Annotated in this window: 14 protein-coding genes and 2 pseudogenes; 9 read left to right on the top strand and 7 right to left on the bottom strand. The window is 53.8% G+C overall.

The window, feature by feature from the left end; genetic code table 11:
* Positions 1-7 precede the first annotated feature (7 nt).
* On the top strand, positions 8-1,408 hold the full coding sequence (locus tag ACYSMN_RS06305) for a hypothetical protein (RefSeq protein WP_488923007.1): 1,401 nt from the start codon (positions 8-10) through the stop codon (positions 1,406-1,408).
* A gap of 62 nt (positions 1,409-1,470) precedes the next feature.
* Positions 1,471-2,976: an OmpP1/FadL family transporter gene (locus tag ACYSMN_RS06300; RefSeq protein ID WP_488923006.1), complete on the top strand. Its 1,506-nt coding sequence runs from the start codon at positions 1,471-1,473 to the stop codon at positions 2,974-2,976.
* 114 nt (positions 2,977-3,090) lie between these two features.
* Here ACYSMN_RS06300 and ACYSMN_RS06295 read toward each other — a convergent pair whose 3' ends face one another.
* The 3 genes from ACYSMN_RS06295 to ACYSMN_RS06285 all read right to left on the bottom strand — a co-directional run bounded on the left by ACYSMN_RS06295 (position 3,091) and on the right by ACYSMN_RS06285 (position 6,267).
* A complete protein-coding gene (locus ACYSMN_RS06295; protein WP_488923005.1) occupies positions 3,091-4,155 on the bottom strand; it encodes an alpha/beta fold hydrolase in 1,065 nt (354 codons plus the stop codon).
* 12 nt (positions 4,156-4,167) lie between these two features.
* Positions 4,168-5,118, bottom strand: a complete 951-nt coding sequence (locus tag ACYSMN_RS06290; protein WP_488923004.1) for an AraC family transcriptional regulator ligand-binding domain-containing protein — start codon at positions 5,116-5,118, stop codon at positions 4,168-4,170.
* Between the two features lie 189 nt (positions 5,119-5,307).
* Positions 5,308-6,267 carry a hypothetical protein gene (locus ACYSMN_RS06285; protein ID WP_488923003.1) on the bottom strand — a complete coding sequence of 320 codons (960 nt, stop codon included), beginning with the start codon at positions 6,265-6,267 and terminating at the stop codon, positions 5,308-5,310.
* 125 nt (positions 6,268-6,392) lie between these two features.
* Between ACYSMN_RS06285 and ACYSMN_RS06280 the strand changes: the two genes are divergently transcribed.
* The 3 genes from ACYSMN_RS06280 to ACYSMN_RS06270 all read left to right on the top strand — a co-directional run bounded on the left by ACYSMN_RS06280 (position 6,393) and on the right by ACYSMN_RS06270 (position 11,033).
* On the top strand, positions 6,393-8,618 hold the full coding sequence (locus tag ACYSMN_RS06280; protein ID WP_488923002.1) for a S9 family peptidase: 2,226 nt from the start codon (positions 6,393-6,395) through the stop codon (positions 8,616-8,618).
* A 289-nt stretch (positions 8,619-8,907) separates the two neighbouring features.
* Positions 8,908-10,410 (top strand): energy transducer TonB, encoded by a 1,503-nt coding sequence (locus tag ACYSMN_RS06275; protein WP_488923001.1) that lies wholly within the window; start codon positions 8,908-8,910, stop codon positions 10,408-10,410.
* Positions 10,411-10,451: 41 nt separating this feature from the next.
* Positions 10,452-11,033 (top strand): Uma2 family endonuclease, encoded by a 582-nt coding sequence (locus ACYSMN_RS06270; RefSeq protein ID WP_488923000.1) that lies wholly within the window; start codon positions 10,452-10,454, stop codon positions 11,031-11,033.
* Positions 11,034-11,088: 55 nt separating this feature from the next.
* Here the strand turns inward: ACYSMN_RS06270 and ACYSMN_RS06265 are convergent, their stop codons facing one another.
* The gene (locus ACYSMN_RS06265; protein WP_488922999.1) at positions 11,089-12,531 is read right to left on the bottom strand and encodes an aldehyde dehydrogenase; all 1,443 of its coding nucleotides are present in this window, start codon (positions 12,529-12,531) and stop codon (positions 11,089-11,091) included.
* A 122-nt stretch (positions 12,532-12,653) separates the two neighbouring features.
* Between ACYSMN_RS06265 and ACYSMN_RS06260 the strand changes: the two genes are divergently transcribed.
* Positions 12,654-14,402 (top strand): DUF6311 domain-containing protein, encoded by a 1,749-nt coding sequence (locus ACYSMN_RS06260; protein WP_488922998.1) that lies wholly within the window; start codon positions 12,654-12,656, stop codon positions 14,400-14,402.
* 28 nt (positions 14,403-14,430) lie between these two features.
* On the opposite strand, the gene ACYSMN_RS06255 is transcribed toward ACYSMN_RS06260, so the two are convergent.
* On the bottom strand, positions 14,431-15,387 hold the full coding sequence (locus tag ACYSMN_RS06255; protein ID WP_488922997.1) for a glycosyltransferase family 2 protein: 957 nt from the start codon (positions 15,385-15,387) through the stop codon (positions 14,431-14,433).
* 404 nt (positions 15,388-15,791) lie between these two features.
* Positions 15,792-16,901 (bottom strand): annotated as a pseudogene (locus tag ACYSMN_RS06250) (IS3 family transposase).
* A 214-nt stretch (positions 16,902-17,115) separates the two neighbouring features.
* Here ACYSMN_RS06250 and ACYSMN_RS06245 point away from each other — a divergent pair.
* From ACYSMN_RS06245 to ACYSMN_RS06235, 3 genes are all read left to right on the top strand, one after another.
* Positions 17,116-18,444 (top strand): hypothetical protein, encoded by a 1,329-nt coding sequence (locus ACYSMN_RS06245; RefSeq protein WP_488922996.1) that lies wholly within the window; start codon positions 17,116-17,118, stop codon positions 18,442-18,444.
* A gap of 45 nt (positions 18,445-18,489) precedes the next feature.
* Positions 18,490-19,029: a carbohydrate binding domain-containing protein gene (locus ACYSMN_RS06240; RefSeq protein ID WP_488922995.1), complete on the top strand. Its 540-nt coding sequence runs from the start codon at positions 18,490-18,492 to the stop codon at positions 19,027-19,029.
* Between the two features lie 337 nt (positions 19,030-19,366).
* On the top strand, positions 19,367-20,674 hold the full coding sequence (locus ACYSMN_RS06235) for a hypothetical protein (RefSeq protein ID WP_488922994.1): 1,308 nt from the start codon (positions 19,367-19,369) through the stop codon (positions 20,672-20,674).
* A gap of 180 nt (positions 20,675-20,854) precedes the next feature.
* On the opposite strand, the pseudogene ACYSMN_RS06230 reads toward ACYSMN_RS06235, so the two are convergent.
* A pseudogene (locus ACYSMN_RS06230) lies at positions 20,855-21,015 on the bottom strand (glycosyltransferase family 2 protein); the annotation flags it as partial.

Genomic DNA, 21,015 nt, shown 5'->3' with positions numbered 1-21,015 from the left:
AGCCGCCATGAAAAACTACTTTCCCACTTTACTGCCGGCCCTGGCCCTGCTCACGCTGGGTAGCTGCGCCGGCACCGCCGCTCTTTCCTCCACGGAAAACGACGGAGTGTACTATTCTTCCCAAGACCGCACCACGCAGAACGCGCAAGCAGTAGCTTCCACTACTCAGCCAGCTGAATCTGCTACCGGCGACGATATCACCAACCCGGAGTACAACGGCCAAGGCAACTCGTCTTCGTCATCGGCGGGTAGCACAGAGTATTACGACGACGATTATGCGTATTCGTCGCGGATTCGGCGGTTTCACCAGCCCTATTACCGCGGCTTTGGTTATGGCTACAACGACTTTATCTACGCCGACCCTTTCTGGTACGGGGGCCCAGCCTACTACTCGGCCTGGGGACCAAGCTATGACTACTACTACCCGTTCTGGGGGCCGAGCTACTATGGCGGCAGCTACGTGAACATCAACATCGGCTTTGGCAATCCTTACTGGGGCCGCCCGTGGGGCTGGAACCGCTATGGCTACGGCTATAACCGTGGCTTCTATGATGGCTTCTACGGTAGCCCATATGGTGGATATGGTGGTGGCTACGGTTATGGTGGCGGTGGCTATTACGGCGGTGGTTACGGCGGTGGCGGTTACTATGGCGGTGGCAACTATAATGGCGGCACGGTACGTAACGTACGGTATGGTCCTCGCACTAGCCGCAGCGCTGAAGCCACTACGGCAGGCCGCACTTCCACTAACGGCACAACTCCCAGCGGCGGACGGGGTCGCGTAAACCAGGGCGGCATTGTTGCGCCAGGTGGCACCAGCACTACAAATGGGGTAGTAGGCACCACGCCGAACACCGTAGGCCGGAGCAGCGACCGTGTAGTAGATGCCGCTCCAGCCCCTTCTGCTCCAGCCACCCGAGGAGGCCGGGGCCGTATGCAGGCTGCTGACCAAGCTACCGACCAAATCACTGGTAACCAAAGCAACCCAGCTATTCGTTCTCAGCGTCTGCAGGATGCCGCTACCGAAACTCCCGCTCCTACCCCAACGCGCGCCAATGAACCCCGCCGCTGGCGGGTAGCGCAGGACGTTGGCACTAGCGACCAATCGGCTCCTGCTCCCGACTACTCGCAACCTCGTCGGAGCCGCAGCATTTTCAACTCCGAGCAGAGCCAGAGCAGCGGCCAAAGCGCTGAACAGCCTGGACGCCGTCAAGAGCAGCAACGCACGTATGAAGCGCCCACGCGTAGTTACGAGGCTCCTCAGCGCACATACGAAGCTCCTCAACGCAGCTACGAGCAGCCAAGTCGTTCCTCCGAGCCTTCCCGGAGCTATTCGCCCCCATCGGGCGGTGGTGACAATGGTGGAAGCAGAGGCGGTGGAGGTGGCGGCCGTGGCCGCGGCAACTAATGCCCTTTGATCGGAAACTGAATCAGTGACGGGCCGCATGGCGGCCGCCTTCCTTTCCTAAAATGAAAAACCTGAAATACTGGCTTGCCGTGGCTTTTATGAGCCAGGCTAGCTACAGCTTTGCCCAATACGAAGTAGATGCGCTTCGTTTTTCACAGACCCAACCCAGCGGCACGGCTCGTACCTTAGGCATCGGCGGGGCCAATGTGGCTGTCGGTGCTGACCTTAGCAGCTTGGTAACCAACCCCGCCGGCTTAGGGCTGTATCAACGTTCGGAGTTTAGCTTCACGCCGGGCTTAGGGCTAGGCAGCACGGAAAGTCGTGTTTTCGGTAGCACCAACACCGATTCGCGAAACAGCCTACACGTGGCCAGCTTGGGTGCTGCCTTCGTGAATCGTCGGCCTGACTCCGACGGCAATACGTGGCGGGGTGGTACGCTAGCTATTGGGCTCACGCGCATCAACGATTTCAATAACAGCTTCCGCTACCGGGGCACGCCACCTACAAGCCAAGATGTACTCACGCGCCTCGGCCAAGACCGAGGTACCGACCTTGATGATTTAGCTTACGAAGTGTATCTGACGGAGCGGGACAACCAGGGCACTTACGTACCAGCCGATTACGAAGCGACTGGTCCGTTAAACCAGTCAGAAACCGTGCTAACTACGGGCTCACAAACGCAATTCGACATTGGGTACGGAGCCAGCTATCGCGACCGGCTGTACTTGGGTGGAGCTATTGGCATTGTCGGTACTCGCTACAATTCCACTAGCACCCTCACGGCTACCGATCCTGCGCCGGCCGCACCGAACACGCCTGGCACAGCATTTAGCAGCTTCACTTACCGCGAGCTTTTAGAAACTCGGGGCAGCGGCATCAACGCTCGGATTGGTGCTATCTACCGGGCGAATGATGCTTTGCGCCTAGGAGTTTCGGTGCAAACACCAACTTATATGCAATTGTCGGAAACGTATAATTCATCTATCAATGCCACTTACGATTCGCCTATTCAACCCAATGGACCAAATACCACATCGTATACTTCGGCCAGCGCAAGTTCTGACCCTGGTGAGTTTGATTACGTGCTCACCTCTCCGTTTCGAGCTTCGGGTGGCGTAGCGGTAGTAGTAGGTAAACGCGGTTTCCTGACCGGCGACGTAGAATATGTGAATTATGGTCAAGCTCGCCTCAGCAACACCAACGCTAATGATGGTAGTAATGCTAGCCGGGATTTTGGCCCCGACAACGACGCGGTACGTAACCTGTATCAATCGACGGTGAACCTACGAGCGGGTGGTGAACTGCGCTTTGATATTTTCCGTGTACGCGCAGGCTACGCCCGCTACGGCGATCCATACAAGCAGAACGACTTCAACCGCACGCAGAACTACTTCACGGGTGGCGCGGGCCTACGGCAAAAGAATTTCTTTCTTGATGCAGCAGTAGTATATGGCACCAACAAGCGTTTCTATAGCCCATATACTCTTGATAATGCCAGTGATACACCGGTAGTCAATGTAGATGGCGACCGGTACACTACCAGCATCACGGCAGGTTTCCTCTTCTAATGGAGTCCGCTGTAAAAGAAAATGGCCGCCTCACATCAGGGCGGCCATTTTTTATTTAATTACAAAGTCTTATAATATTCGAATAGTAGGCCAAGAATAACCGCGTCATATTGTCTACGAGACTTTGCTAGCCGGTGTTATGGACTTCCACAGCCGACGGGCTTCCTCGGCAATGACTTCCGGATACTCTTCAGGGAAGAACAGCTTTCCTTGTTCAATTCGCCGGACTCCCCGCGAGTTGGGCAAAACGTCCGCCAAATAGGCGGCGCTGCTTGAGGAAAACAGCACGTCGCTCATTCCCCATACGATGCGCGTGGGGATGGTGCAGCGGCGTAGCTGTGCTTCGATGCCTTCCAAGGGGTTCGGCACCAAGCTGGCCGCATAAGCATTGATTAAATCTTTCCGCTCTTGCGAGCCAACGAGCGGACCCAGGTAGTAATCTGCGGCCGCATCGGTGAGCAGTGCCGGGTTGCTGTAACACAAGCCGCCCAGGCCGTCGGCGGCACGGAGCGACTCCTTGTCCGCAAGCCAGGGCATCAGCACCCCGTCCGCAAACGCTCCATTGCCTGCCAATTCGATTATTGGCACCAAAGCAGCAGGCGGGGAATCAGGCTCCACATCCCCGTTGGTGAGCAGCATGGTCCGCACACGCTCGGGGTACGCAAGGGCAAAGAGTTGGGCAATGCCCGTACTGCTGTCGTTGGCTACCAAATCGACTGCCGGCAAGGAAAGCCGGTCTAATAGCTGGGCAATCATCTCTGTTTGTGCCTGCAAGGTGAGGGCTTGGCCCGAAGCCACGCGGGTGTGACCCATCGCCAGCAGGTCCGGCGCGATGCAACGCCTTTCGCCTGCCAAAAGGTTGATTACACCTCGCCACTGAAAGCTGTTGAGGGGAAACCCGTGCAGAAAGAGCGCTGCTTCGCCTTGACCAGCTTCGTGGTAGGCAATCTCGCCGCTTGGGGTAGTTGCGTATTTTCTTGCCGCGTTGTACTGCTCTACGTAGTGGACGTCGGAGACGGGATGAATCGAGTTTTTCATGCTGCTTGTGCTTTGTGGCGGTGTTTTAACTGCTTTTAAGTGCAGCAAAACTAGCTTGGCCACAAGCAGCACAATTGCTATTTTACGACAATCTTTGTCTGGGTTAATTGCGCAGATCAAGGGGCCCAGGAGCTGTGGCAAAACCGCAGAGGCTTACCCAACGCGTTCGGTGAATGGGTGCTGCGCCACATCGCGCTTTTCCCAGCTCTGCAAGGCGTGCAGAAACGAACTAGAGCTTGTATAGCCGAGCAGGTGGGCCAAGTCCTTCGTCCTGAGCCTTACCCCTTTACTTAAACACCAGTGAAGCTCTTGTTTGATGGCGTTGGTAATGTCCCGGAAAGTAAGGCCCTCTTGCTCTAGCCTTCGCTGCAAGGTGCGCTCAGTCATGGCAAACTGGGCCGCCACTTGGCTTAAACTAGGAAGCTCCGGAGTACACATTCCCAACGTCATCCTCCTCACCCGCGCCGTAAAGGCGCGGTGGGTTATTTGAGGGCGCTCTAGGAGCTGTAGGAATGCGGGTAGCAAGAGGGCAAGTTCGGCTTTGCTGTTTTTATTGATCCGGGCCATGGTGATGGCGGCCGGGAAGACAAAGCTATGCGTTGCCCCCCGGCGAACTGGTGGGGCGTACCATTTCTGGTACTCGGCCAGTTGCTCATACGGCAGCCTAATTTCCACGAGCTGGGGTCCAACCATCAACTGCAATTCCCGGTGAACGAAAGTGAAGAATGTATCCAGGACCTGCCTGCGCAAGGCCGGAATGCTGATGGCGCAGTCTACTACCAAGACCAAGCCGTCGTCTTCGAATTGCTCTTGAAAGGTGAGCAGCGGAAAATTACGGGTGGCGTAAGCCGACCACAGTGCTATGGCTTGGTGCACTCGGGTGGTGGCCAAGGACACCTCGTATACCGAGCCCAATGCTTGTAGATTTAAGAAGGCCCCGAAGTGCAATCCCAGGAACGGGTCCTCAGTTTGCACAAGAAGCTGTTCGTAAGCGCTGAGGTATTCGCTTGCCGAAGCGAAAGTGCCGCGTTGCGGCCGGGTGGCTTGAACAGAGACGCCTTTACAGGTGGCGTACTCGAGTAGGTTGATGAGGTGGTCGGCCAATACTTGCATGAGTTAAAGCTATGCAGCAACCGTTGCGAGGTCTCAACCGCTGCCCTTTGTGTTCTTGCCGCTTTGCCTCGTCTTGCCGGCGCGAACTTCCTGCCCGTGCCTACCAGATGGCGCGCTTATTAGCCCCTGCATTGCATCACCCGTTGCCAGTCCATAACAGGGTCTAGACAGAGAGTTGCGCTATTTAGTTACGCGGACCTGCATCTGGACGGCCGTAGTAGGAGCCGTCAGGAAACTCTCCACGAGCATAACCCCTACTTTGCCATCGGCGGTGCGAAAAGCTACTACCTGGTTCTGCGTAAGAGAATTAGTACGAGTGCCTGTTGGGAAAGCCGCGCCACCATCGAAGGCCGCCTGCAATTCCGCTTGGGTGTCGATGGCCGCAAAGCCCATTGCGTTAGTAGTAGTGCTGCGTAGTTCCGTCACGCGGCGGGTAGCCCAGCTAGCAAGGGCTAGGAGTGGGTCGTTGGGAGAAGCTAGAGCAGGCCGCAGGCCACTTATGGGCACGTATACTAAGTCGATTAGTTCCCGGTTTGCGACTGTGCCCGGACCTAGTGAGGATGCCGGTAACGCTAAACCCGACGCCAGCGAAGCAAAGCTGCGCGCTCCACGGCTTAGAGGGGCCTGCAAGCGGAGCGTGTAACTATGGTAAATCCGCAATGAATCGTTGTTGCGGAGCGTGAGTTGGTAGCCGCGCTTATTGGAGCGGTTTTCCTCGTCTTCCACCTGAAATTCCCACCGTTCGCTGCCCGACGTGCTGCGCGTCACGGCTCGGAACTGAAACGCTACAGCTCGCGTACCGGGCGCTAGTACCGAGTCGAGGTACACGAGCTGAGAGGGTTCAGGACGAGTGAAGGGGTCGGTAATAACAGCTGGGTATACGATGGGGCTGAGGCCGGGCGAATAATCGACCACGATGCGCAGGCGGGTAAGTGCAGGGGCCGAAGCACTGCGGGTTTCGGCGTACACGCGCGTCGTGAAGGTGTCGGCGGGAACCGTGCTTGTTCGGTTGGCCGATATGAGAGCTGGTGAGGTACTGCCTACCAGATCGATGCGCGGACCCGGATTTGGCTCGGGATTACAGCCAGCCACCAAGAGCAGTAGGGGAGAAAAAAGCAGCAGAATCGGGCGAATACGCATAGTGCGGGCAAAGATCAACGTTTTGAGTGGGATGCGGAGCGGCACATTTCGCGCCAAATCCTGCGTAACCGTGGGCGCACATCCCGTACCTTAACGGTTCCATTGTCCTGACATTTCCTTTCCGCATGAAATTTCGCTCTTTCGGGCTGGCTGTGTGGCTGGCCACTGCCGGCCCGGTGCTAGTGCCGGCCTGCGCGCCCACTGCTGTTGCGCAGCAAAAACAGAATATTACCCTCGAAGACATCTGGCAGAAAGGCACGTTCACGGCCCGCTCGGTGCCCGGCTTCGATTGGATGAACGACGGCCGCTACTATGCCTCCCTCGACCAAGGCAGCCTCGTGCAGCACGACGTGACGACCGGCCAAGTCGTGCAAACCCTCGTGGCCGCCGCCGATTTGAAACTGCCTGACCAAGCGCAGCCGCTGGCCGTTGATGGTTACAGTTTCAATGCTGATGAGCAGCAGATCTTGTTCAGCACTGCTACCGAGCCCGTTTATCGTCGTTCCAGCAAGTCGTACTTCTTCATCTACAACCGCGGCGCCAAAACCCTCACCCCGCTGAGCAAAGTGGCTGGCAAACAACTCTACGCCACTTTCTCCCCGGATGGCAAACGCGTGGCCTTCGTGCGCGACAACAACTTGTTCGTGACGGACCTAGCAACCATGCAGGAAACGGCCGTGACAACGGACGGCGTCTTCAACAAGATCATTAACGGCGGCACCGATTGGGTATACGAGGAGGAGTTTGAGTTTGCCCAGGGCTTTCAATGGTCGCCGGATTCGCGGCAGCTGGCTTTCTACACGTTTGATGAAAGCGCGGTGCCGGAGTATAATATGCAGGAGTGGGGCCCACTCTATCCCAAAGACTATCGCTACAAATACCCGAAAGCCGGCGAGAAAAACTCCTTGGTCAGCATCTCCACCTACGACGTAGCGGCGGCCAAAACCACGAAGATGGACGTGGGCCCGGAGCCCGACCAGTACATTCCGCGCATTCTCTGGACGCAGACGCCTAATCTGCTCAGCATCCGGCGCCTCAATCGGCTGCAAAACAAGCTCGAAATTTTGCACGCCGACGCTGCCACTGGCAAAAGCCAAGTTGTGCTCACGGACACCGATAAGGCTTACGTAGAAGTAAACGACGATTTGCGCTACCTCGAAGGCGGCAAGCAATTTCTATTCAGTAGTGAGAAAGACGGCTACCGCCACCTTTACCTCTATGATCTGAAAGGCAAACTGGTGCGCCAACTCACGAAAGGTCCCTGGGAAATTACGGAAATCAACGGCTTCGACGAGGAGAAAGGTCTAGTGTACTACACCAGCACTGAAGTCTCGCCGCTGGAACGCCACCTCTACCGCGTCGATCTGAAAGGCAAAGGCAAGACCCGACTCAGCGAAGCGGGCCGCGGCACCGACGTGGTAAACATGAGCCCAGACACTCGCTACTTCCTCAATTACCACTCGCAGGCCGGCGAGCCGCAAACCGTAACCGTGCGAAACGGCCAGAATGGCAAGCAGGTGAAAGTGCTGGAAGACAATGCCAAACTGCGTCAGAAACTAAGCGAGTATACCCTGAGTAAGCTCGAATTCATCAGCTTCAAGACCACAGAAGGTACGTTGCTGAATGGCTCGATGATAAAGCCTGCCAACTTCGATGCCAGCAAGAAATACCCCGTGCTCATGTACGTGTACGGCGGACCCGGCTCCCAAACCGTGAAAGACGACGCGGGCGGCGGCGTGGCTTTCACCAACTATCTCTGGCACCAGATGTTGGCTCAACAAGGCTATATCGTAGTGTCGGTGGACAACCGCGGCACCGGGGCGCGCGGGGCAGCCTTCAAGAAAAGCACCTATGCCAACCTCGGCAAGCTCGAAACCGCGGATCAAGGCGAAGGCGCCAAGTATCTCGCCACGCTGCCCTACGTCGACAAGAGCCGTATTGGTATCTGGGGCTGGAGCTTCGGTGGCTACATGACGGCGCTGGCGCTCACTAAAAACGCCGACCTGTTTAAGATGGGTATTTCGGTGGCGCCCGTCACCAATTGGCGCTACTACGACACCGTGTACACTGAGCGGTTCCTGAAAACACCCCAGGAAAACCCTCAAGGCTACGACGATAACTCGCCCGTGCAATACGCCGATAAGCTGCGCGGTAAGTTGCTGCTCGTGCACGGCACCGGCGACGATAACGTGCATTTTCAGAACTCGGTGGCTTTCACCGATGCCATGATTAAGGCCAACAAAGACTACCAAACGCTCTATTATCCCAACCGCAACCACGGCATTAGCGGCGGTAACACCCGTTTGCACCTCTACCGCCAGATGACGGAGTTCGTGCTGAAGAATCTATAGAATAAGGAAGTCCCCCTGTTTTTGAGTTGAAGCAACTGCCCCCAAGTTATTTCAGTCGCACAGCTGGAATGGCTTGGGGGCAGTTTGATTGGAAGATAGCGGAGTATAGATTTAAGCAGTCGGACTTGAGTAGCACCCTAGGCTCTTGTTGGTAAGGGTTGAAAACCTACGCCTGTCTCACTTCTCATGTCACACTGTCTCATGTCTCACTTAGACAAAATATTATTGATTTAGTATAGAAACGGATGTATTGAAGCAGCCCTTCTGATATTTTCCCGTAGTTTGCCGCATGCTCACGCTACGGACACTCCGATTGTTTTTACTAGGGGCAAGTCTGCTGACTGCGGCCTGCCAACCCGACAAGAAGCCCGCCCGCACCGAGCGGCAGACCCCGACCCTGGTTGATTCTCTCAATCTCGACAGCCTTGCAGACCCCGTCGGCGCCGCAGACACTACCCCGGTGCGCCGCGACTGGCACCGTCTCACGCAGCGCACCAGCCGCAAAGCTCCGCTCATCGTGTATCGCAGCGTGCGGCGCGCCCCCGCCGGCCTCGATATGAGCCCGCCGCCCGGCGAAGCCACGCTCTTCGATGTAGCGCGAAAAGCCAGTGAATATTTTCAGATAGACCCCACTAAAGCCGCGGAAGTGCGCGGCCGCGATGGTACCGTGGTGCGCATCAGTGCGGGCACGCTGGTAGATGCCCGGCAGCGCCCCGCTACTGGCCCCGTGTGGGTGGAGCTGAAAGAATGCTTGACGCCCGCCGAAATGTTGCTCACCAACCTCAGCACGCTCACCACCGACGGCAAACTGCTGCAAACGGCCGGCATGGTGCTCGTGAAGGCCACTGCGGGCGGCCAACCCTTGCAGGTGGCGGCGGGCCGCACGTTGCGCCTGGAGATGCCCGCGGCCGGTGGCCGTCCATTGCCCAACATGCGGCTCTATTACGGCCAGCCCACCACACCAGTGCGTTGGGAAGTTGCCCCCGAAACGGCTGCCCCCGCCAGTGAAGCCATCGAAACCATCTACACCGACGCCCGTCCCATGCCGACCTACGGCAATGGTCCCGCGGATATCAACCGGCTTATTCGCTATCCGCGCGAAGCCATTGCCAGTCGGGCAGAAGGTATTGTGTTTGCGTCGTTTGTGATAGACGAGAGCGGCCGAGTGTTGCAGCCCAAAATCCTGCGCGGCCTCGGCTACGGCTGCGACGAGGAAGTACTGCGGGTGCTGCGCCAAACTTCCGGTCACTGGACTCCCGGCCAGCGTAATGGAGAGTTTGTGAAGGTGAAAATGACCTTGCCCGTACGTTTCTCTTTCCAGGAAGGCATGCTCTCTGTGCCCAATAACCCGCCAGACCTCAGCGAGACAGAAACCCCAGTAGTGGCCGCCGCTGCTACTTCTACGAACTCGGAAGACGCCACCGAACCCGACCCAACCGACCGATATGTATTCCACTGCTCGCAACTAGGGTGGTTCAACGCGGACCGGCCCCTATCCGGTGCGGGGGCGTCGTTGGTGGTTGCTTCCACGCAAACCGATGATGCTACGGCGGTGCGGCTGGTGCTACGCGGCAGTACGCCCACCGTGCTGCCCGGGCAACCTACGGAAGGCGGTTATCAGTTTGAAAACGTGCCCGCGGGCCGCCGGGCCGTGCTAGTGGGCCTGCGCTACGAAGGCGGCACTCCGTATCTGGCCTGGCAGGAAACCACCACGGGCCAAGAGTTCAGTACCCCGCTGGAATTTCAGGAAACCACGTTAGATGAGCTAGAAAAGCGGCTGGAGCGGCTGTAGAAAGCGTATCTTGTTGTCTATCTTTTTAATCTTGAATCACAATGGAAGCCCCTGCCGAACTGTTCACTTTCGTTTCACCGGAAGAGTACCTGCAAACAGAGCGCGACGCCGAAGCAAAGCACGAATACTGGAACGGGGAGATACGCGCCATGTCCGGCGCAAGCTTCGCTCACAACCAGATAGCAGCTAATCTTACCATTGAGCTTGGGGGACAGCTGAAAGGCAAAAGCTGCACAATAGTAGGCAGCGACCAGCGGGTACAAGTGTTAAGCGAATCTACTTTCGTCTATCCTGATCTGACGGTGGTTTGTGGAAAACGAGAATTCCAGGACAAAGCCAAACCCGATACCCTACTCAACCCTACGCTGCTGGTAGAGGTACTTTCGCCGTCCACGAAAAGCAACGATCGGGGCGAAAAGTTTTTCCTCTACCGCCAGATCCCCAGCCTGCGCCAATACCTACTCCTGGATTCGCAGACCGTTCACGCGGAGCTATACACCCGCGACGAACTGGGCCGCTGGATTCTCACCGAGACTTCCGACGTGGCGGCCGTGCTGGATTTAGAAAGTATAGGCTGCCGGGTTCCGTTGGCCGACGCCTACGCAGATGTAGAACTGAGCTAACGCACCCGCCGCAAGCTGCTGGGTGCCAGAGGGAATGGAATACTGCCTGTAGCTTCTACAACTTCACCGTAATACTTTGCGGCTCAGTAAAGAAACGTAGCGCCTCCAAGCCTCCTTCACGGCCGACACCGGAGTTTTTCATGCCTCCGAAAGGTGTCCGTAGGTCGCGGTGCAGCCAGGTATTGATCCAGACAATGCCGCTGTGCAGAGCGTGGGCTACCCGGTGGGCGCGGTTCAGGTCGAGGGTCCAGATGGTGGCGGCGAGGCCGTATTCGGTGCTATTAGCCCATTGAAGCACTTCTTTCTCCGTTTCGAAAGGGGTGAGTGTAACTACGGGGCCAAAGATTTCCTCTTGGTTCACTCGGCAGTTGGGTGCTAAGCCCTCGAACACAGTGGGCTGTAGAAAATAGCCTTCCGCGCAACGGCCGTCCAGCGTTACGCGCTGCCCACCTGCTAGCAGAAGACCGCCTTCTTTATGGGCCAGAGCTATGTAACGCAGCACCTTTTGCAAATGGGCTTCGCTCACTAGCGCGCCTTGTCGGCTAGCTTCCAGCTGCGGGTCGCCAACGGTAAGATCTGCCACGCCGCATAAAAAATCTTCCTTGAACTGCTCGTAAATAGGCCTTTCCACAAAGATGCGGGAGCCGCACAAGCAAATCTGGCCTTGATTGCTGAAGGAGCTACGCAGGCTGGTGCGTACGGCCTCGGCTAGGTCGCAGTCGGCGAAAATAATGTTGGGGTTCTTGCCCCCTAGTTCCAAGGAAAGTTTTTTGAACATGGGGGCGGCGGTTCGGGCAATATGTTCGCCCGTTCTAGTGCCACCCGTAAAGCTGATGGCCTTAATGACCGGGTGTTCAATGATCGGCTGGCCCGCGCTTGGCCCCGTACCGTGCACGATGTTGAGTACTCCGGCTGGCAATCCAGCTTCTATGCACAATTCGCTTAGCAGGAACGCCGTGTACGGCGTGATTTCTGAAGGCTTTGCCACCACGCAGCACCCCGCTGCTAGTGCCGGCGCAATCTTCCAAGTAAACAAGTACAGCGGCAGATTCCATGGAGATATGCAGCCCACTACGCCCAGCGGATGCCGCACGGTATAATTCAGGGCCACGCCTTCCTGAAAGTGGGTTTCGGACGCGAAATGCTGGGCGGCGGTACCAAAAAAAGCGAAGTTGCTGGCTGCGCGCGGAATGTCTACTGTGCGAGCCAGACTTACCGGCTTGCCATTATCCTGGCTTTCGGCTCGGGCCAGGCGTTCTACATCTCGCTCTATCAACTCCGAAACGCGTACCAGCAACTTACCTCGTTCCTCGGCGGGCAGCCCGCGCCAGGTAGGCAGAGCGGCTTCGGCTGCTTGCGTGGCGCGGGCTACGTCCTCCGCATTTGAGTCGGGAATCTGCGAGTACACGTGGCCAGTGGCCGGCTCAATATTAGGCAAATAGCGACCCGCAGCCGGTGGCACGAGTTGGCCATTGATGTAGTTCTGAAGCAAGAGCATGGTGGGGTAGGAGAGATGCGGATAGCAAGGTAAAGCTAGCCGGCTTGAATGGCTACTTTTGTTGCTGGTAGCTCTTGCCACCACTCTACACTCTTCCTGGCCAACGCTCAATCTTTTTTTCTATGAGGCACTGGCTACGCCTGATTCTGGTCACAGGCTTCTATGCTCTGCTGTTCGTCGTGTTTACCTGGCCGCTGGCAACTCAGTTTAGCACAGCCTTTCCCACCGTGCCGGGTCACGATTCCCTTCTCTACCCCTGGGGTTTCTGGCATTTCCGCCAAGCCATATTGCACGGACAAAATCCGTTCTACACCGATTGGTTGCTGTATCCAAGGGGGACGTCGCTGATTATGCACGGCTACATGCCCCTATTGGGAGTGTTAAACCTTGCCCTGAACAACGAGGCGCTTACCATCAACATCGGGCTGCTGGCGAGCTGCGCGCTGTCGGGTACTGGGGCGTATCTGCTATGCTGCCGGTGGGTGCGCAACCCGGTGCTGTGCCTGCTGGCGGGAGTAATCTTTGCTTATTCGCCTTACAAGCTCATTCGCTTACCCGAGCACTATACACTGGTGCTAACAGCGACCGTGCCCTTCTACGTGCTAGCTTTTCTACATGCTTTTGCGTTCGAAGCTGGTCGTTTTATGCCTCGCGTACGAAGCCGTCGAGCAGTGGCCTGGTGCTTGATGCTGGGCTTTATTACTCTCCTTCTCGACTATTACGTAACGTTTGGGCTGCTCTATTTTTCGCTGGCTTACGCGCTTTGGTATTGGCTGCGTTTAGGTCACCTCAACTGGCGACGCAGGCAAACATGGTTGCGTTTGGCGCTGGTGCTCCTGGGCAGCCACATCATTATCAAGCAACTCCGCAACCTTGATGTACCCGACAACGGCGGGCTCTGGTGGGGCGGCGACGTGGTAAGCTACCTCATGCCGCCTCCTACGAGTCGCTTCCTGGATTTTGATTGGGCCCAGCGGCTGTATCTGAATCCGAGAGTTTTTGAACTACCAGGCTCGCTAGAAATTATTGTGTTTATGGGTTATTCGTTACTGCTACTCGGGCTGCTCATAGCCTTGTGGCCGAGCCGGCCGGTTTCCGCGCGCCGATTTGATGAAGCTGGCCGGCCGCTGGCCTGGGTATTATTGTTCTTCGTGATGCAGACGCTGCCCACGTTGCGCGTCTATGGCAAGCAGATGCTCAATCTACCCACGAGCCTGCTTCATTTCATTCCATTCATCAACAATATTCGTTGCCCCACGCGCTATGTGATGATGGTGAGTTTGTTGCTACCTGTAGTATTGTTTAGTGCCCTGGAGGCCCTTTGGCAAGCCCGACTGAGGTCAATGCTGCAAACTCTAGCAAGTGTGCTGTTACTATGCGTAGTGCTAGCTGAGTATTGGCCAAAGCCTATGCACCTCACTTCCACCGGTAGTGTGCCGGCTGTTTACAATGAGGTTGCGCAGTTGCCGGGCACTACCTTATTTCCTATTCCTTTCGGCCTGATGGATGGCTACCGGAAGGTGGGCGGAGTGCAAACCGAGCAATTCTTCTACCAGAAATATCATCGGAAGAAGCTGCCCATTGCCTATTTGTCCCGTATCCGTCCCGAGCTTTTTGCAGCGTTTCAACAAGACACTGTGGTGCGCCGTCTGCTTTCGTTGCAAGTCCAACCAAGCGCAACACCACCAGCTCCACCCACGCCGGCTCAAATACAGACGTTTCTGCATACTTACCAGCCAGCCGCCTTCGTAATAGACCCCGCCTATCGTAATCAGCCCGTTCACCGCTATCTACGTGAGACGTTGCGGCCCTACGGTTACAGGGAGAGACTTGTACACGGATACGTATTGTTAAGCCCTTCAACCAAGTAAAAGCTGGCGTATTGTTAATTGCCTGTTATTATGGGCGCTTCTCAGACGCATGTGGCTCTTTCTTAGTGATATTAGTATTGGAGATGATATAGAGTGGCCGCTGCCGCACGTTAGCTGAAAGCCTGGCAATGTACTCGCCAATAATACCCACAGCAATAAGCTGCACGCCACCTAAAAACAGAATGCTTATCATCAAGGATGCCCAACCTGGCTCGTAGTCATGGCTTATAAAGCGCGAGTACAAGGTGTAGAGCATCACTAAAAACGCTATTCCTGATACCGTAAATCCACTAATTGTGGCTGCCTTAAGTGGAGCATCAGAAAAACCAGTGATTCCATCCAGCGCCAGCCGAATCATTTTACGGTAGGTATAGCCAGTTTCGCCACCTGCCCGCTCAGCTCGGTCGTATTCCACATACGTTTGGCGATACCCAATCCAGGAAATCTGGCCCCGGATAAATTTGTTTTGCTCGGGCATTGCTTTCAGCGCATCTATCACTTTGCGGGAAATGACGCGGAAATCACCAGTATCAACGGGAATAGAGATACTGGTAATGCTAGCTAGTAAGCGGTAGAATAGCTTAGCGGTAAGTTTTTTGGCAGCACTCTCTCCTTGCCGTGACTTTCGTTTGGCATACACCACCTCATATCCTTCTTGCAACTTCTGGTAGAGCGGCACAATCAATTCAGGCGGGTCTTGCAAGTCGGCATCAATGATAACAGCAGCGTCGCCAGATGCTAAGTCCAGCCCAGCCGTCACCGCAATTTGATGCCCGAAGTTGCGGCTAAAGTCAATGAACCGTACTCGCTCGTCGCGCATTGCCAATGTCTGCACCAATGTCAAGGACTGATCCCGCGAACCATCATTTATGAAAATGAACTCGTATCGAAGCTGCATTGGCTCGAGTACGTTTTGCAACCGCTCGTAAAGTGCAGGAATATTGGCTTCCTCGTTGTATATAGGGATGATGACGGAAAGGTCCACGAGAAGGAGGTGGTGAGGAAAGAGCTGCTTTAAAGTAATCCACAAAGATGCTGCGTTTCGACACGATAGCAATCTGAAGTGATGAGTTCCCGTTAGAGCACGAGCTAGCTCCGAGTTGGAATCGAGTTGCGCGCAACTCGAACAAGATCAAGTCCGCTTCCTACGTCATCCGCTATCTAGATGAGATGTAGTGATCCAAGCCAACCCGAGCTACCGCTGGCAGCGCAATTACTGATAAAGGTTATGCTCACGGAAAACCGAAATAACCTACTCCAATTAAATTTTAACAATTTTTAAGCTTCTGAGTACAATGTGTAAGCTCCCCCGTTCGGTGGGCCAGTGAAAAGTAGAGATCAGGCGGCTTTGACCTCCTCCCATTTACTGGACCGCTTAGAAGTAGAGTATCAGGCGTTCTGAAGCTCGACCGTAGCAGCGGCAGCGGCTACTTCATCGGGCGTTAAATTCTGTAACGAGCTGTGCGGCCGAAAGCCGTTGTATTCCTGTCGCCAGTGCTCGATTTTTCTCCTGCGCATCGGTCAGCGACAGGAACCAGTGTACGTTCAGGCACTCGTCCCGGAAGCTACCGCTAAAGGATTCAATGTACGGATTGTCAGTTGGTTTTCCTGGCCGGGAGAAGTCCAGCGTTACGTGCTGGTCGTAGGCCCAGCGGTCAAGCGCCTTGCTGATAAACTCGCTGCCATTATCGACCTGGATACGCTCGGGCACGAGGCCTAGCCCCTGCTGCAGGCGCGTCATCACGGCTACGACATCTTCGCCCTTGAGCGACTGGCCGACGTGAATCGCTAGGCACTGGCGACTAAAATTATCGACTATCGCTAAGGCGCGGATTTTGCGGCCGTCGAAAAGGTTGTCCGCCACGAAGTCCATGCTCCAGCACTGGTGCGGACGACCTGTTGGGAGCCGTTCTAATCGGTGCGCCGCTGCCCGATTACGCCGCGGACGCTTGCTACGTAAGTTCAAGCCCTCCAGACAGTAGAGCCGATGCACGCGCTTGTGGTTGTCCGGCCAGCCCTCCCGACGCAACAGGGTATAGAGGCGCTGGCTTCCATAGCGGACCCGCACTTGGGCTAATTCGCGCAAGCGCTGGCGCAGGACGGTATCATCCCGGCCGTGCGCTTTATAGGCCCAACTTGCCCGTTGTAAGCGAATAACTCGGCAGGCCCGCCGGGCCGAGATGCGGTAGGCGTCGATGAGATACTGGGCCGCGTGGCGACGCTGCACGGGCCTTAAAACTTTTTTTTGAGCACATCCTGCAGCATCTGTTTGTCGAGGCTCAGGTCGGCCACGAGTTGCTTTACGTGCTGGTTTTCCTCTTCTAATTGCTTGAGTCGGCGTAGCTCAGGCACGCCTAAACCGCCGTACTTTTTCTTCCAGTTATAGTACGTAGCCTCACTGATGCCCATCTTGCGGCATACTTCGGCGACGGTTATGCCCGTGTCGGCCTGGCGCAGGGCGAACACGATTTGAGCCTCGGTAAACTTGGTCTTTTTCATGGCATTGTCTCTTGATTTTAAGGTACGACAAGTGCCTAATTTTCTCTACTATATGCTGGTCTAGTTTACTGGGAGGAGGTCAACACGAAGCTTGCTTCAAAGATAAGATGGCCTATAGTTAGGCGCCACCGCCTCAGCTATTGAGAAGAGTGAGTTTCGGGAAAAGGGGTAATATTGCCCCTTCAATTTTTTCTACATCACCTGGCTCTTTGCCATGCCTACTGGTTCTTCTGCTCGCGCGATTATTTGGGCACGCGTTGTTTTAGGAGCTTTCATAGCTGAACTATTCCTATTCACCTATGCTCGCAATATTGCCGGGCCATTTATCAGCCCGATTTTATATTCGAGTGCTTCATTATTATTCATTTTTGCAGCTTGGAAGGCATTACAGGGCCAGCAGTATGCCTGGCTGCAGCCTATGAATGCCATAAAACGGCGTAGTGGATGCTGGTGGTTGCTGGCAGCAGCCATGTTGCTTATTGCATTCTATCCCCGCTTGCAGGAAATATTGCGCAATTATCCGGTCGACATAAAAATGTCAGACGTATTGCCCGTAATAGAAGTCTACCTACGACGCTTTCAAAGAAGCGAACAAGTATATGCTCTTATCACGGACTTCGATTATGACCTTCCAGCAGGATATTTGCCGTTGATGTGGATGCCCTTCCTCATACCCGATGCACTAAATGTCGACTATCGTTGGGTAGGGTTTTGGATGTTCGGAATTGGAGTGCTTTTGTACGCTTATCGGCTCGGCAGCCTGCGGCCAGCTCTTTACCAAGGAGCTTTCCAACTGTGCTTGCCCTTTTTACTAATATTATTTCTGGTCGGCGCCGATACCCACATACTAGGGCTATCCATCGAGAGTTTGGTCATTGGTTACTATTTTGTATTGGTCGCTGGAATATTTAGCAAATCGCCGGTACTACGTGCCTTGGGTCTAGTGTTATGTTTGCTATCACGCTTTGCGCTGGTCTTTTGGATTCCACTGTACCTATGGCTGATTTACCGGCATGAGGGCAGGAACTCTGCTTTATGGGTGACCGGGCTCACATTAGCTGGTATATTAGGTATATATGTCATCCCGTTTTTATCAGCCGATTGGACCATGTTCGCACAGGGCCAATCGTATTATACCTCAAGCGCAGTAGCCGAGTGGCAATACAATCTAGACGACCAGGGCAACCCAGCACAACTATTTCGAGGCTTAGGGTTGGCCGTGTTTTTTTTCCAGCATGGCTCTGGTGATTTGACAGCTAGAATTAATTTACTACGCGCAGTACACGCAGCTGCCTCAATATTCTCAGTAGCTGGAGTAATGCTATGGTACTGGATGCGCCGCACACAATTAAACTTAGACCACCGCTATATTGCCTTGTTATCATTGAAACTGAACCTGACTATATTTTATGCTTTTATCCAAGTGCCCTACGACAACCTGCTCTTACTAGTACCCTTCCTATCCGTATGGGTTATTTTAGGACTAAGCTGGCCATTGCAAGAGTTAGCGTTTAAGAAAGAAAATCTGCAGTATAAAAGCTGATTCTCCTTATTTTTGAGCCTTGGAAATCTTTTTTCTCTTCATCTTATGAAAAAACTGTTTTACTCGCTACTGCTATTGAGCCTAACAGCTTGTGGCGATAAAGCTAAGAATCAGCCAGCTAATTTGCTGACTAGTAACGACTTTGATTCCATAGATGGTTGGGTTGGAGACAATACTCCCGTATCCTTGACCAAGGAAAAAGCTCACTCTGGAAGTTATTCTATCAAGGTAGATCCTTCCAATGAATACAGTTTGTCATACAGTAATATCTTCGGCAAACTCAGTGCAAGCAAAGTAAAAAGGATAAAGGTACGTGCCTGGGTATATATACCAAATGGCAAATCTGAATCTGTTTTAGTTACTCAAGTAATGGATCCTGCTACACCAAGCGCTAAACCCTTGCTGTGGGAGGGCGTAAAATTGAGCGACCAAGTAAAGTCTTATAACAAGTGGGTTGAAATTGAAAAAGAGGTGACTTTGCCCAATAACATTACATATAATCATAGATTTAGTACTTTTTTGTGGCGAACTAGTTCACCAGAAACAGTCTTCATGGATGATGTTTCTATTGAGAAGGTGGAGTAGGGGCAACCCTATTTTGGAGCTACTGTTGAGTGCGGACATATGCATGCTACCGCTTAGTGGTGCAAATAAATTACGGAGCTTGCTATGCATGGTCGCAATCAATTTTGATCAAGAGGCTTTGCTATGCAATCGTTGAAAATTTTAGGGTGAATCTTGCTGGTGTAATACTAGTTATAAAATCGTTGTTCGCTCCAGGTCTTTGATTGATAAAAATTATATAAAATCTTTCAAATCATCTTCAACAGTCTTAAGCATGAAACTTGTAAAATAGGGTTTCTAGTAGTTGCTCAACCTTGCTTCTACTAAGTAGGCCACAATTGCTTGTTGCTGTATTTTCATGAAATCAATAGCTTGTTATTTGCTCATTGTAACATTAGCATTAGCGGCTGTATTTCAAGCTCGTAAGTGGAATAGTCACGATGTTCTTGTGTGGGATATGGCGGGCTATTATCAATATTTATCCAGCCACTTTATTTACAATGATGTAGGGGATGGCTCATACACAGCGGCTGTACGGCAACAGTATCGTCCTGATCTTAATAGTCGTTATGGTTTAGTTCCTGCGCCCAATGGACAACAAGTAATGAAATACCCACTGGGTATGTCGTTGTTCTATGCACCTGCTTTCTTTTTGGCTCATTCCATAGCTCCTACAGTTGGTCTCCCAGCCGATGGCTACTCATCTATTTATCAAAAAATATTAACCTTAGTCTGCTTGGCGTATGCTATGGTAGGCTTGTGGATCTTGCGAGCGGTGCTACGCAGATTTTTTGAAGACACCACAGTGGCCCTGACGCTGTTAGCAGTAGGATTAGCCACCAATTTTTTTTGCTACGCTACCTATGAGGCACCGATGTCGCACGGTACGCTATTTATGCTAAACGCCACGTTGCTATTCCTCACTGTTCGCTGGCTAGCTACATTTCGATGGATTGATGCGGTCTTGTTAGGCATCATAATGGGACTGTTAGGATTGGTACGCGTGACAGAGTTGTGGATGATAGTAGTGCTTGCCTTATGGGGAATTACTTCCATGTCAGCAGTGCGTGAGCGGGTAGAGCAACTTTGGCAGCATTGGACACAAGTACTCGTCATGGCTAGTCTGACTATCGGGGTACTAGCCTTACAACCTTGGTTTTGGCATAGTGTAGGCGGCGCCTGGATTATCGATTCGTACCCCGGTGAGAAATTTGATTTTCGTCATCCTCATATATTGCTAGGCTTATTTAGCGCACGCAAAGGGTGGCTGATTTATACACCTATTATGACCCTGGCATTTATAGGTGTTTTCATGCTGCGCTCGCATATGCGGGCCGTTCTGCCCGTGCTTATCGTGCTGCTGCCGTTGGTGCTATATGTAACGTGGTCTTGGTGGGATTGGGGATATGGGGGAAGTTTTAGCTCCCGGCCCATGATAAGCCTGTACCCATTACTTGCTCTGCCCATAGCTAGCTTGTTCGACCGTTGCCGCCATTCAGATTGGACACTGCGAGGGCTCTCGTTCGTGCTGATACTGTGCATTCTCCTTAATCTAACACAAACGTGGCAGTACTATCGAGGTATTCTGAACTGTTGCGAAACCACGTGGCAATCGTATCGGAACCATTTTTTCTGGTTGGACTGGCACCCTGAGCCGCAAAGCTGAGCTTAGAAAAAGTGGCCTAAGATAAATCTTGATTTCGTCTAAGGTTGTTACACTAAACCGCATCAATCGTTGCTGCCACTACGATTAATGCCGTTTGGTTAAGAGCCGAATTTACTAGTTGAATCTTTCTCGCATGTTGCAAACAGACGGTAGATAATTTCCAAAGAGAACCGGCGAATACTACCCAAACAGTCCGTATTTGATGATGCAGTAGATGGCGCGAAAGCCGTCGCGCCAGCCGATCTTCTTGCCTTCGGCGTAGGTGCGGCCGTAGTAGCTAATGCCCACCTCGTAGATGCGCACATCCTTCACGCGTGACACCTTGGCCGTGACTTCCGGCT

The organism is Hymenobacter sp. M1-2 (assembly GCF_057808495.1).
The sequence above is the reverse complement of the archived record's forward strand: the minus strand, read 5'-3'. Positions and strand labels throughout refer to the sequence as shown.